We start from the raw sequence: 12,961 nt of genomic DNA, 5'->3' as shown, positions 1-12,961 counted from the left end.
GCTGCGGCTGGTGCATGGCTCGCTCCAGGTACTACGCTACCTTCAACGTGGTAGAGCTGCAGGACACGTTCTACAACCCGCCTGATCCCGAGAAGCTCGAGAGGCTTCGGCGCGAGGCTCCCGAGGGCTTCGCGTTCGCTATGAAAGCGTGGCAGGCGGTCACGCACCCTCTCGATTCGCCGACGTGGAAGAAGGCTAAGGTGAGGCCTGACAGCAGCTTCTCGGACAAGTACGGGTTTCTCAGGCCGACGAAGGAGGTTTTCGAAGCTTGGGAGCTGGTGGTCAGAGGTGCTAGAGCGCTCGGCGCGAGAGTCGTTGTTGTGCAGACGCCGCCCAGCTTCGGCTACAGCGAGGAGAACTACAGGAACGCTGCGGAGTTTTTCTCGGCTGCGGAGCAGAAAGACTTCGTGATCGGCTGGGAGCCGCGGGGCAGCTGGCTGGCCAACCTCGATAAGGTGGGCGCGCTCCTCTCGCGCTTCAGCAGGGTGGTGCACGTGGTAGACCCCTTCAAGACGAAGCCCACCGTCGCCAGAGAGGTTGTCTACTTCCGGCTGCACGGGGTTGGGCCGGGAGAGGTGAACTACCGGTACAAGTACAGCGAGAGAGATTTCGAGAAACTATCGGCCATCGTTGCCGAGTACGTGAAGCTTCTGGAGACCTACGTGCTGTTCAACAATGTGCACATGGCTGAAGACGCTGCAGCTTTCCAGCGGTATTTTAAACTAGCGATGACATGCAGCTAAACATTTAATAGTTTATCTATATCCATTCGGGGGGGGGGCGGAAGCCTGGTGGCTAGTAAGGTTGCTGTACCCAGAACTGTTAAAACTCTCCCATATGAGGTCGGCCGATTCGCCGTTAAGCCGGAGACCAGGCCCTATATCTTCCACGTGAAGCTGGGAGGTGGGGCGGTGTATGCTACCGGCATCATAGCTGAGGTAGGGCAGATTTTCGCGGATAAAGGTGTGAGTATCCTTCATGTTAAGGCGGTGGCTGTAGGCGATGCTGTAAGGTTGATTGTTATTGCTGACCTTAAAGGGGTTGAGGATCTAGCCTCGAGAATAGCAGAAGAAATTAGAGGAAAAGTGAAGTTCTGCGAAGAGGTTGTAGTGGAGCCGCCCCTCGCGGACGGCGTCGCTATCGACAAGCTCAGCTTTCCAATCCTCTTTGGTGGAGGGAGAGCGGTAATCATGAGAGATATTGTCTACGAGGGGTTGGTCAAGAGCGGGTGGGAGCGCTTCGGCTCAGCTTACGCTGTGCTGCTCTACTCAGCTGGTTTCGAAGCCGGCCGCAGCGCGTTTAAGGCTCACAAGGAGCTTGCCCAGCCTCCCGAGGTGTTAGAGAGGGTTGCTGAAGCCTTTTTCCAGATGTTCGGCTACGGGATCCTCGAGATTATTAGGGTCGATGATGCTGCTCGCGAAGCAGTTGCCCGCGTTCACCACTCGTTCGAGTGCGAGCTCTTCAGAGGCGCGGGGGAGCCTAGAGGGAGCTTTGTGAGGGGGATGCTGGCCGGCTGGCTGGCCGAGCGCTGGGGAGTCACCTTCGAAGAGATGGTCGCAAGAGAGGAGAAGTGCGTCGCTAAAGGAGACGAGTACTGCGAGTACAAATTCTCGTTGAGAAGGAGAAAGTAGCTCGGTGCTCGCGGCGAGCCTTACTTTCCTACAGCGATGAGTAGGCGAGACTTCGAGCTGAGAAAAGAGCCGGGTTCCGCCACTATAGGTTTTCTCTCTAGGACTCTTATTTGACCGCATTGAAGTCTATGAAAACAGATGGCAGCCAGGCAGGTTCGAGCAGAAGCTTCGCCCTCGGGGGAGTGCTCTCTGCGAGAAGTCTACGAAGCGCCTGGGTAACCCTTGTAACTCCGGCGCAAGCCGAGAGACGAGTAGCGAGCCGAGCCTTGAACCTGCCCGGCGCGAGGAGAGCGGCGAGAGCGCTCTCCCCACCCGTTACCGCCGCACTGCTTCTTCGCTCGGCACTTCGTAGCCTAGCAGCTCGGCCGCGAATAGTGCGCTGTCCCTCCACTTCACGAGCTCGAAGAAGGATGGGTTTCGCCGCGTAGCGTAGTTTACGACCTCTGCTACCTGGAGCGTTTTCCTGGCGTAGAAGCCCGCGATACCGCCCTTCACGGGCCTCCACATGCTGTACCACTCTCTCTCCACTTCCAGGAGGCGGAAAGCGGTGAGCGTGGCTCCCTCGTAGGCTCCGGCTATGAAGTAGAGGGGGTCGACTCCCTCCGGGGTTGCCACCTTGTAGAACGCGTCTTTGTCGGGGTTCTCCTCGATAAGCGCCCATACGAAGCCCCGCTTGTCGACGGCTTCGGTGCTGATTCTCGGAAGGTAGCCGGCGAAGATGTTCCAAGCTGCTTGCCCGTAGACTTCGATGAAGCGCTGAACGCCTTCCGCACGGCCATCCTTGGGCCACAGGCTGCGGAGCGCTGAAGGGGATGAGAGGTGCAGGAGTGCGGTGCTGCCGCTCCATACCCCGTGCTTGAAAAGCTCCCTGTTAGCGTCCGCGGGGTTTCCGTGCTCTCGAAGCACAGAGGACACAAGGTATGTGAACAGGACCTTCGGCACCAGGACGTGGACTGTCGGGAACATCATCTTCTGAAGCCTTAGAGCGAGCTTCGCGATCTCCGAGCTCATACGCGAGACCTCACCCGAAGTTCTCTTAAATACCCTGTGGAGAAAAGCTTGTCTACGATGCTCTTAGCTTTGCCGTACGGTAGACCCAGAGCGGACGCGAGCTCGCTCAGGCTTCTCTCTCCATCGCAGGCCCTGAGGAACCTCAACTCCTCCTCGCTGAGCTCGCCTTTTCTCGGCTCCTTCCCGCTAGGCACCGGGACTAGGTCGACGGGGAAGAGTGCTGTCCTCGAAGGGGGAGGAGCTAGGGGGGCTGGGGCGGGCGCTGGCGGCGCGGCTCTGGGCCTCTCTCCGGTTTGGATCCACGCTCGAAGCTCCTCGACGCCCTGCCCTGAAGCTGCCGATAGCGTGAAGAACTCCATCCCCAGCCTCTCCGCTTCCCGCTGCGCTTCGCGCACCCTTTCTGGAGGTGCCTGGTCTGCTTTGTTGAGGACCAGAGCCTTGGCGGGCGCCTCTGCGAATAGGCTGACTACTAGCGGGTTGACTGCGACCTGCTGAGTAGCATCAACGAGCGCGATGCCTACCGAGATTCTCCAAGGCGGTGCTGCGAGCAGTACGCGCAGAGCTTCATCTTTGGCTTGAACCTCGACGATGCGGCATCCTTTCGAAGTCTCGTAAACTCTGTAAAGGAAGGGCTCCGTGAAGCGTACGGGGAGTTCTGGAAAAAGAGCTTTAATGAGCGTAGACTTGCCGGCCCCTTTCGGCCCGGCCACGACGATGACCTTTTGAGCCGCTGACACGTGAGAAAGGGGTAGAATGGGGATATCACCTTTTTTCTTGGCTGTGCATCCCTCTAAATCCCTTCACGTGCTGCCTTGAAGGGGTGCTGGCGCGAAGTGAGAGAGAAGCGTGGCTCGAGCGCTGTAGAAAGACTTTATTGAGAGGGAGAGGCTCTTTAGTGGGCGGGTCTGAGGTAGAGGAGCGATGAGTTTCGCAGGAGAGGGTTTTGCTCCTCGAAGGATAATTCTCGACGAGCGTAAACTAAGCACCGAGTACGTCCCTGTGAAGCTTCAGCACAGGGAGAACCAGATCGAGGACTCGCTTCGCATCCTGAAGCCCGTCATCAAGGGCGAGAAGTACGTTGTACTCAGCGTGATCTACGATGGGCCAGCGGGAACAGGTAAGACGGCAGTTGCCAGGAAAATCGGCAGCTTTCTGGCGAGCGAGGCCCGCGAGAGGAAGAGAATACCTCCTCTCGTGGTGAGCTACGTGAATGCTCAAGAGCAGCGGACACGGTACCAGGTGCTCCGGAAAATCGGCAGTGACGCGGGGCTCACGATACCGCGGAGAGGGTTCTCGGCTGACGAGCTGGCAAGCTACATCTTCGACTTCCTGGCCCGTAACGACTACAACCTCCTCGTCATACTCGACGAGGCGGATGTTCTCGCCCGCGAGGAGGACGGTAACGCCATCCTTTACACGCTTCTCAGGCTTCCGGAGCTGCACGGTACGAGGATCGGCATCGGCCTCGTAGTGATTTTCAGGCGCTTCGACGAGAGCTCTCTCTACATTGAAGATGCTGTGAGGAGCTCTTTAGCGTCCACCAGGCTCAAGTTCGACCCCTACACGGCTGCTCAGCTCAGGGATATCCTCTGGAACAGGGTGCTCGCGGACAAGGCTATACGTGAAACCGCAGTCTCGGACGATGTAGTGGACATGATAGCTTCCGCCGTCGGCTACGACCCCTCTACCGGGAGAGGTTACGGCGACGCGAGAATGGCTCTCAAGATCCTGTACTTCGCGGCGCTGAAAGCCGAGAGCGAGGGGAGGGAGGGGATCCTCCCTGCAGATGTCCGCGAGGTGATAAGTCGAGGCGTTCTCCCCGCGGAGCTCGACGAGGAGGTTTTCGAGAAGCTGGATCTTCACGAGAAGCTGATCCTCCTGGCGATAACTAGGGTTCTGCTCCTCGAGCCCAGCCGCGCCTACGTTAGCATGGGGGACGTTGAGCTCGAGTACGAGGACCTATGCGGGAGGTACGATGAGAAGCCTCTGCGGCACACGAGCATATGGGAAAGGGTGCAGAGGTTGAAGAAGATCGGAGTCATAGACGCGAGGGTTGAGAGCGGGGAGACGCGCGGCAGGACAACTCAGATTAGCTTCGTTGGAATAACGAGAATCCCTCTAAACTACCTGGAGGGACTGCTGACGAAGCTTATCGAGAGAGAGCTCTCCTCCGGCAGGCGGTAGCCCTCTACTCGAGCACTAGGGAGAAATCCTCCTTCTTGACCCCCAGGCTCTCCAGGATCTCCTTCGCTTTCCCGGGGTCGTGCTCGTAAATCACCTTGATGAAAGGAAGAATTTCCGTCCTGAAAGTGCTCGTGGAGACGTGCAGCGTCCGCGCAGCCAGCCTAGTCGCCTTGACGAACTTTTCCCGCTTCTCCTTCACCCGAGCCAGGAACCTTATCTTCTCGGGGAAGTTGTACTTCACGAACTTGAAAGGCGGCCTCTCCCGCGCGCTCGCTACACCGGCAGTCATGAGCTCCAGCACGTAGGTGAGCAAAGCCCACTGCTGCTCGCGCTTCATCCTGTTCAGGAAGATGTCAGCCCAGGAAAGAGCGTTGTAGGCGTCCGCAATCGCCACTAGGCTGGGCTCGTACTGGTAGATGATGTTCTCGCTCAGCCACTGGAGCAGCATCTCGTAGTCCAGCGATGGAAGCCTCGTTACGGAAAGGGCTTGCTCCGGGCTCTTCGCTGTGAGGACTGTTCTCACGATCTCGAACATGCTCTCCTGCTCGGCTCTCTCCCCTATAACCCGCAGGTCGGCGAGAGAGAGGGTCTTCCTCCCCATCGCTAGCGTCTGCAGGTCGTTGATCGCCGCTCTCAGATCGCCTTTCGCGTTGTCAGCTATGGCTGAGAGAATCTCCTTGTCGCAGGCTATGCCTTCCTTGCTGCATATGCTCTCTAAAACCTTCACGATATCCCTCTTGCCCAGCCGCTTGAACTCTATGAGCTCGCAAACATCTCTCAGCGGTCTCAGCTTCGGGTCCCAAGGATCATTCGCGGTGAGCACCACAGGGTACGCGCTCTGCTCGATGAGCTCCAGGATGGCGTCGAGCCCGCCGGAATCTTCCCTAGTGGATATGCCGTCCACCTCGTCGAGGAGCACTATCTTCCCCGAGTAGCCCGTAACTGGAGCTAGCCTAGCCGCTGCGAGGACTCTAGTCTGGATAGCTGCCCTCGACCGCTCATCGCTGGCGTTGAGCTCGATGAGCTCCCACCCGAACTCGTTCGCCGTTGCGTGCACAATGCTCGTCTTACCGCACCCTGGCGGACCGTAGAGCAGGGCAGCCTTCTTGGTTGGCTTGCCGCGAACCCAGCTATTGATCCAAGCAGCGTACTTCTTCTTGGCCTCCTCGTTCCCGGCAACGTCCACGATGCGCCGGGGACGGTACTTCTCGGTCCAGGGCAGCTCTTCTGCTGGCATAGCCCTACTGCGCACCTTTAGAAGAGAGCAGCGCGAGCTTCGATAGGAGGGCCATCAGCTGTATTTCGTCGTCAGCCCCCTCGACTATCCTGTAGTTCGCCTCGCCGATGAGGACGAGCAGGTCCGCGAGGGTAGCGCTGCTCAGCCTGAGGGGGGACTTCGAGGACAGAACTTCGCGGTGGATTAGGCGGATGATGTCGAGGCCGGAGAGGCCGTAGCTGTAGAGGAGGGCTCTGAGCTTCTCCCTAGCTTCCGCGAGGTCGCCTTTCACCGCGTAGTCGATCATCTCCCTCACTTCCTTGGGCCGCACTTTCCCCAGAGCCTCGTAGACGACCTCAGCGGTAACGTTCCTGCTGATCACAGAGGCTGCTTGGAGCGTGTTTATCGCCCTGCGGAGGTCTCCCTGGCTCTCCTCCCAGATAGCTTCCAGAGCGTCCTCGTCTACGTTAAGATTCTCCTGGGAGGCTATCCAGCGGAGCCTCTCGATAGCGGAGCCTTTCGGCAGCGGCTGGAAGCGGAAAACTGCGCAGCGCGACTGTATCGGCTCGATGATCTTCGAGGCGTAGTTAGCGATGAGGATAAAGCGCGTGTTCCTGCTGAAGAGCTCCATCGTTCTCCTCAAAGCCTGCTGCGCGTCACCTGTCATGTTGTCCGCCTCGTCGAGTATCACGAGCTTGAAGGGGACGTCGCCGATGGGCAGAGTCCTTGCATAGTCCTTTATCCTGCTTCTTATGACGTCTATACCTCTCTCGTCGCTCGCGTTCAGCTCGAGGGTATTGTCTCTCCAGCTCTCCCCGTAGAGGTCGTGGGCTAGCGCTAAAGCGGCTGTAGTCTTACCGGTACCCGGGGGGCCTGCGAACAGCAGGTGGGGCATGCTCCTCGACTTCACGAACTCCTTCAATCTCCTCACGATCTCTTCTTGATCGACAATCTCGTCGAGCGTTCTAGGCCTGTACTTCTCTACCCATACCTCGGACATACCAAGGGTAGCAGCAAGCACATATGTATAAGAGTATCTCTCGAGCAGAAAACGAAAACGTGGCCAGAGGAAAACCCTACCTTGCGGCCATGGCGATTCTCTCTATCTCCTCCTTCCTCCTCAGAGCGTAGCTCGAGGAGTCGCCGTAAGCTGCCGCGATTATCTCGTCGGCAAGGCACTCCTCAATCGGCTTGGTGTTGTTGAAGGAGCAGGCCCGAGCCCCCTCGCTAATAAACCTGAGAGCTAAGTCAACGCGCCTCTGAGGAGAGACGTCTACAGAGACGTGGTAGAGTATACCGCCGTAGATAACCCTAGTGGTCTCTTCTCTCGGGGAAGCGTTCTCGATTGCCCAGACCAGAACCTGAACCGGATTTTTACCGGTCTTAAGCTCGATGATCTCGAAAGCTCTCTTCACGATGTTAAGAGCCAGCATTTTCTTGCCGGCATTCCTGCCGGGCCGCATCATGGTGTTGGCGAGCCTCTCGACGATGGAGACTCTCGCCTTGCCGAACCTTCTCTTAGCGTGCCTTCCCTCCGAGTGCGGGACTAGAACCGGCTTCAGGGAGATGTAAGCTTCCAGGCTCTTGTCCCGTACCTCGACCTCCGATAGGCTCCACTTGCCGAAGAGCTTTATCTCCTCCCCGTCGAGTGTGCGAAGCTCTCGCAGCTCCTGAGACATAGTCCCCGCTCTCACCTGTATGTTCGTTAAAAGCTTTTTCGGCTTCCAGCGCGAGCGAGAGTTTCGAGAAACTACCCCTTGACGACGGCTATGGGGACCATTCTCACGATCTTCCTGGCTATGCCGACAGCATCCGCTACCTGGACGACCCTGTCCACGTCCTTGTAGGCGTCCGGAGCCTCCTCCGCGACTACAGCCAAGCTAGCCGCCTCGACCACTATGCCCCTCCTTTCCAGCTGGGACTTGATCTCCTGGCCTCTCACAGCGCGGCGCGCCTCAGCCCTGCTCTGCATCCTGCCGGCCCCGTGGGGTGCTGAGCCGAAGGTGAGCTCCATAGCTCTCTGCGTCCCTACGAGGATGTAGCTCGCTGTGCCCATCGAGCCTGGAATCAGCACGGGCTGTCCTACACCCTGGTAGTCCTTCGGTACCGCTGGGTGGCCTGGCGGGAAGCTTCTCGTCGCGCCCTTGCGGTGAACGTAGACTTTCACTCTCTTCCCGTCGACTACGTGCTCCTCCAGCTTAGCTATGTTGTGCGCTACGTCGTAGATCACCTCCATGCCCAGTTGGTCGGGGTCGCGGCCGAAAACCTCCCCGAAGCTCTCCCTAACCCAGTGCGTGATCACCTGGCGGTTCGTCCAGGCGAAGTTCGCAGCAGCTGCCATCGCAGCGAAGTAGTCCTGCGCCTCAGGAGCCGTGGTGGGCACTGAGACCAGCTCGCGGTCGGGGAGGGGAACCTTGTACTTGTGGACTAGCCGCTCCATGACCTTCAAGTAGTCGCTGGCAACCTGGTGCCCTAGCCCCCTGCTTCCGGTGTGGATCATCACGGTTATCTGGCCCTCCCTCTCTATGCCCAGCTCTTTCGCGACACTCGGGTCGTAGATCTTATCGACTCGCTGTATCTCAAGGAAGTGGTTGCCGCTCCCCAGCGTACCCAGCTGGTTCCTGCCGCGCTGCTTCGCCTCCCTAGATACCGCGTCCGCTCTAGCGCCCTTCATGCTGCCGCCCTCCTCGATGTGGTCGGCGTCCTCCCTCCACCCGTAACCCCTCTCGAGCGCCCACTCGACGCCCTCCTCCAGGACTTTGTCGAGCTCCGGGAAGCTTAGGTTAAGGCCGCTAGTGCTCCCCAGCCCCGACGGGATCTTGCGGAAGAGAACCCTGGCGAGGTCCCTGAGCCTGGGCCTCACATCCTTCTCGTCGAGCTCGGTTCTCAGCACTCTAACCCCGCAATTAATGTCGTACCCGACCCCTCCTGGGCTTAGCACGCCCTCTTCAGCGTCGAAAGCAGCTACTCCACCGATGGGGAAACCGTAGCCCTGGTGCCCGTCGGGGAGCACTATCGAGTACTTGTAGATGCCGGGGAGGTGGGACACGTTGGCCGCTTGCTCGAGGGTCAGATCCTCTTTCATCTTGCTGAGAAGCACTTCGTCAGCGATCACGAGCGCAGGGACGAGCATGCCCGGCTTATACTTCTCGGGGATCTCCCACATGTAGTCTGTTATCTTGCGGAGAGGTGGTACCACCTAAACCACCGTGAAGTAAGCTGCGCAGCTTGGATAAGCTTTTTTATCATCTGATGATAAAAAACCCGTGAGAGCGGTAGTCGAGAGGGAGCTAACGCGGGAGGATTTCGACAGCGCTGTTAGAGAGGCGAAGTTTGAGAAGCTTTACCTGATGTACGAGGAAGAAGGGGACGAAGCTCTGCACAAGACGATAAGGGAGGAGATTCCGGCTGACGTCGTTCACCGCCTGCTATCCAAGAGAATGAGAGAGCTCGTTGAAGTACTATCCAGAAGCCGGGGAGAGAGCATAACGCGGCTCGCAAGCATTCTGGGCCGTTCTGTCCCAAACGTGTACCGCGACTTGAAGTTTCTCGAAAAGTACAAGCTGGTGAGGTTCGAGGAGAGGGGTAGAGAGAGGGTGCCCACGCTGACCCTGAAGAGGATAGTGCTGAGCTTCGGCTGAGCCGTTAGATATCGACCACGTACTGGATGAACCAGCAGCCTTCTTCGCTCCAGATTCTCATCATGTGGTACGTCGCCGCCTTCACGAGGACTCTCGACTCGTGCCTCTCAGGATCGTACCTCTCGCCGCGAGCTTCGAGGACTACGTGCCAGGCACCGTCCCGCTGTGTGAGCTGGCAGCTCTCGACGCTGGAGATGAGGAAAGCTTCCTCATCGAACAGTATTATCAGCTTCTCGATAAGGTTGTACAGGAGGTTCTCGAGGTCGACCCCCTCAGCCTCCACAACCCTCATCTCAGAGGGTCTGATGCTGCTGAGATCTGTCATCACCTCGTACATTCCCAGCACGGCGTGACTCAAAGCTTCATCCAGCGTCGAGCCCCAAGCCCTGATGAGAACATCCGCCGTGTGCTCGAGAATCTGGAACCCTCCCCCAGCGCAGTCACCCATAGCCAGCCCCTCGAGGGATCTCCAACCCCCTCTGGAGAACCCACTCCTTCAGGAGGCCTTTAACAATTACGGGGGCTTTCCGCAGCTCCTCAAGCGAGCAGCTGCCCGTGAGGAAAACCGCAACTCTTAGTTCGCTCACAACTCTCCGAAGGTACCTTTCCGCAGCTTGCTCGCCGCCGTAATACAGCTTCAGGAGTACAGGCCTCGCTATGCCTGCGAAGTCCGCACCCAGCCTGAGAGCCTTCGCGACATCCACCCCCGTAGTCAAGCCACCCGAAGCGATGAGAAAGATATCGGGCAGCGCGCTGCGCACTTCAAGGATGCTCGCAGCCGTGGGGATACCCCAAGAGGCGAACGTTGAAGCCATTTCCTCCAGCTCGTCAAGCCCCCTCAACCTCGCCCTGAGGCCTTCTATCACCGCGAAAGAGGTTCCACCAGCCCCGCCCACGTCTATGCCCTTAACGAGGCCCTTGACCATTAGAGCGGCTTCGCGCGAGAAGCCCTCCCCAGTCTGCTTAAGCAGCACGGGTACCGGGGACTCCCTGGCGAGCTGTCTCAGGTTCTCGATGAACGACCTCATATCCGGCTCGCCCTCGGGCTGGAGAGCCTCCTGGAGGGGGTTCAAGTGAACTGCCAGCGCATCGGCGCGCACCATCTCGACAAGCTCGAGCACCTGGCTCGCGCTAAGCCCGCGAGAAACTTGGCTAGCGCCGATGTTCGCGACCACGGGAATGTCAGGAGCTACATCGCGTACAACGGAAAACGTCCTCGCCAGCTCCCTGTCGACGAGAGCTGCCCGCTGGCTGCCCACACCCAAGGGAATCTTCAGCTTCTGCGCAACCGCAGCCAGCGAGCGGTTAATCTTCTCTGCCAGCGGGGAACCACCCGTCATCCCGCTGATCATGACCGGCGCGCTCACAGCCTTCCCGAGGAAGTCCGACTCCAAGCTGATGTCAGCTAATGCGCACCGGGGAATCGTGTGGTGCACGAAAATAACGTCCTCCAGAAGAGTCGTAGCGCTCGACGTCACGCGCTCTTTGACTGAGAGCAGCACGTGATCATCCTTACGCGTGGAGATGCTCATAGGTGCGGCGCGGGACACACCCTACGTGCGCTTTAAACGTTTCACCTTTACCCGCTCGGAGGGGCTGGGGGGCTCCGCTGCGCGGCGGCGCAGACTCAAAGCCCCGATAGAGAGGGGCAGCGGCCTCTACGGTTTCCGCGCCAAGCCCGGCTTTTCAAAGGATAGGGCGGCGTAAGCCACGACCTCGCTCTTGTCCCCAGTGACGTCTCCCGAGTCCGCGTACTTGAGCAGCCGGACCTCGGTGTAGCCCAGCTCCTGGGCTACCTTCATGAGCACCATCACGGGGCCGTAGCCGCACATCGAGATATCTTCCTCTATAACCACGTCGTAGAGCCCCTGAACATCCAGCCTCTGAATCCTCTCGATGGCTTTGAAGTCCTTTTTGCGCGCCACCTCTGCCGGGATGTAGTGGCTCATGTCACTGCTCGCAAGCACGTACGCCTTGAGCCCGTGCTCGCGGATAACCCTAGCTACCGCCTGCCCAACTCTCGCGGCAGCGCGGTGATCTTGGCGTAGCATCGAGATCGGTATGATGCGGAAGCCTTTCCCGAAAACGAACTGGAGGAATGGCACCTGCACCTCTATCGAGTGCTCGTAGACGTGAGCCGAGAAGTCGAAGCGGATCAGCTCCTCAGAGGCTGCGAGCTCCTTAGCCACCTCTAAATCCACCTCCACCTCGCCGAGAGGTGTAACCCACGCTTCATGCTCGTCGACAGCCACGGGGGCGCCGATGCCGTGGTGGTTAGGCCCAATGATGAACACGTGATTAGGAGAGCCTGCGGAGGCGAGCCTAGCGTACGCGTGAGCCGCTACGTGCCCCGAGTAGATGTACCCCGCGTGGGGGACTACGGCGCCGATGACCTCTCCCGTGAAGCCCGCGGAAACCTCCGGGAGGAAACCGGGTCCCAAGCCGTGGAGGAAAGCGGCCTTCAGAGCGCTGCGGAGCTCTTCCTCGGATTTCGGGTAAAAGTACCCCGCCTGAGACGGGTACCGCTTCCTCATACACCCTTCCAGAAGAAGCTTGTAGGAGCAGCTTATTTAACTGCACGCTGGGGCTAGACCACCTCACCGGTCAGGAGGACTCGGCGCTGGGGCTAGACCACCTCACCGGTCAGGAGGACTCGGGCCTCGAACTCGGAGACGGGCACGGGAAGCTCGCCGTCCGGAGGTATCTCTCCGCGGGCTCTGAGCACCTCCCTCGCGAGCAGCCAGAAGACGAGCGCTAAAGCCTTCCTGCCCCTGTTGTTTGTGGGGATGACTAAGTCTACGAAGCTCGTGGGCGAGTCGGTGTCGCAGAAGGCGATAACGGGGATCCCCATAGTCCCCGCCTCCGTCAGCGCTTGCTCGTCGACACGGGGGTCCGTGATAACCATCAGCGAAGCCTCTGTGAAGGACTGGAGAGATGGGTTCGTGAAGGTTCCTGGAGGAACCCTCCCGGTGATCGCCTTGCAGCCCACGAGGCCGCAGAACTTCCTGGCCGGTCTGTGCGCGTACTGCCTCCCGGCGACTACAACCACTTTCTCGGGCGGGTACCGGGCGATGAATTTTGCCGCTAGCCTGATTCTCTCGTCGGTCTTCTTCACGTCGAGAAGGTAGAGGCCGTCTGGGCGTACGCTGAAGATGTAGGGCTCCATGAACTTGCTTTTCATCTTGGTTCCTATTCTCACGCCTGCCGCTAGGTACATCTCCAGCGGGATCAGCAGCTCTCCCACAGCTACTTCAAGCCCACCAGCTTCCATAGTACCC

The 12,961-nt window shown here is 58.9% G+C and carries 14 protein-coding genes; 4 read left to right on the top strand and 10 right to left on the bottom strand.

Annotated features, from left to right (window positions below):
- Positions 1–14: 14 nt before the first annotated feature.
- Positions 15–743, top strand: a complete 729-nt coding sequence (locus tag QXU72_00675) for a DUF72 domain-containing protein (GenBank protein ID MEM0493759.1) — start codon at positions 15–17, stop codon at positions 741–743.
- A gap of 48 nt (positions 744–791) precedes the next feature.
- Positions 792–1,631, top strand: a complete 840-nt coding sequence (locus tag QXU72_00670) for a hypothetical protein (protein ID MEM0493758.1) — start codon at positions 792–794, stop codon at positions 1,629–1,631.
- A 315-nt stretch (positions 1,632–1,946) separates the two neighbouring features.
- Here QXU72_00670 and QXU72_00665 read toward each other — a convergent pair whose 3' ends face one another.
- A complete protein-coding gene (locus QXU72_00665; protein MEM0493757.1) occupies positions 1,947–2,642 on the bottom strand; it encodes a hypothetical protein in 696 nt (231 codons plus the stop codon).
- A complete protein-coding gene (locus QXU72_00660) occupies positions 2,639–3,379 on the bottom strand; it encodes a hypothetical protein (protein ID MEM0493756.1) in 741 nt (246 codons plus the stop codon). Before QXU72_00660 ends, QXU72_00665 begins: the two co-directional genes overlap by 4 nt.
- Positions 3,380–3,563: 184 nt before the next feature.
- Here QXU72_00660 and QXU72_00655 point away from each other — a divergent pair, with 184 nt between their 5' ends.
- On the top strand, positions 3,564–4,826 hold the full coding sequence (locus QXU72_00655; GenBank protein MEM0493755.1) for an AAA family ATPase: 1,263 nt from the start codon (positions 3,564–3,566) through the stop codon (positions 4,824–4,826).
- A 4-nt stretch (positions 4,827–4,830) separates the two neighbouring features.
- Here QXU72_00655 and QXU72_00650 read toward each other — a convergent pair whose 3' ends face one another.
- From QXU72_00650 to QXU72_00635, 4 genes are all read right to left on the bottom strand, one after another.
- Positions 4,831–6,063: a replication factor C large subunit gene (locus tag QXU72_00650; protein MEM0493754.1), complete on the bottom strand. Its 1,233-nt coding sequence runs from the start codon at positions 6,061–6,063 to the stop codon at positions 4,831–4,833.
- A 4-nt stretch (positions 6,064–6,067) separates the two neighbouring features.
- Positions 6,068–7,042: a replication factor C small subunit gene (locus QXU72_00645; protein ID MEM0493753.1), complete on the bottom strand. Its 975-nt coding sequence runs from the start codon at positions 7,040–7,042 to the stop codon at positions 6,068–6,070.
- A 76-nt stretch (positions 7,043–7,118) separates the two neighbouring features.
- Complete coding sequence (locus QXU72_00640) at positions 7,119–7,721, bottom strand: 30S ribosomal protein S7 (GenBank protein ID MEM0493752.1); 603 nt, start codon at positions 7,719–7,721, stop codon at positions 7,119–7,121.
- A 71-nt stretch (positions 7,722–7,792) separates the two neighbouring features.
- Positions 7,793–9,241 (bottom strand): RtcB family protein, encoded by a 1,449-nt coding sequence (locus tag QXU72_00635; protein ID MEM0493751.1) that lies wholly within the window; start codon positions 9,239–9,241, stop codon positions 7,793–7,795.
- Positions 9,242–9,308: 67 nt separating this feature from the next.
- On the opposite strand from QXU72_00635, the gene QXU72_00630 reads away from it, so the two are divergent.
- Positions 9,309–9,683 (top strand): hypothetical protein, encoded by a 375-nt coding sequence (locus QXU72_00630; protein MEM0493750.1) that lies wholly within the window; start codon positions 9,309–9,311, stop codon positions 9,681–9,683.
- A 4-nt stretch (positions 9,684–9,687) separates the two neighbouring features.
- Here the strand turns inward: QXU72_00630 and QXU72_00625 are convergent, their stop codons facing one another.
- The 4 genes from QXU72_00625 to rpsB all read right to left on the bottom strand — a co-directional run bounded on the left by QXU72_00625 (position 9,688) and on the right by rpsB (position 12,954).
- Positions 9,688–10,131 carry an archease gene (locus QXU72_00625; GenBank protein ID MEM0493749.1) on the bottom strand — a complete coding sequence of 148 codons (444 nt, stop codon included), beginning with the start codon at positions 10,129–10,131 and terminating at the stop codon, positions 9,688–9,690.
- On the bottom strand, positions 10,124–11,215 hold the full coding sequence (gene fni, locus QXU72_00620) for a type 2 isopentenyl-diphosphate Delta-isomerase (GenBank protein MEM0493748.1): 1,092 nt from the start codon (positions 11,213–11,215) through the stop codon (positions 10,124–10,126). The genes QXU72_00625 and fni overlap by 8 nt, the downstream gene beginning before the upstream one ends.
- A 126-nt stretch (positions 11,216–11,341) precedes the next feature.
- On the bottom strand, positions 11,342–12,217 hold the full coding sequence (gene amrB, locus QXU72_00615) for an AmmeMemoRadiSam system protein B (GenBank protein ID MEM0493747.1): 876 nt from the start codon (positions 12,215–12,217) through the stop codon (positions 11,342–11,344).
- A 92-nt stretch (positions 12,218–12,309) separates the two neighbouring features.
- Positions 12,310–12,954, bottom strand: a complete 645-nt coding sequence (gene rpsB / locus QXU72_00610) for a 30S ribosomal protein S2 (GenBank protein ID MEM0493746.1) — start codon at positions 12,952–12,954, stop codon at positions 12,310–12,312.
- Positions 12,955–12,961: the final 7 nt, after the last annotated feature.

The sequence above is a fragment of the Thermofilum sp. genome (genome assembly GCA_038741495.1).
Taxonomy (GTDB): domain Archaea; phylum Thermoproteota; class Thermoprotei; order Thermofilales; family Thermofilaceae; genus Thermofilum.
This window is presented reverse-complemented; position numbering and strand designations above follow the sequence as displayed.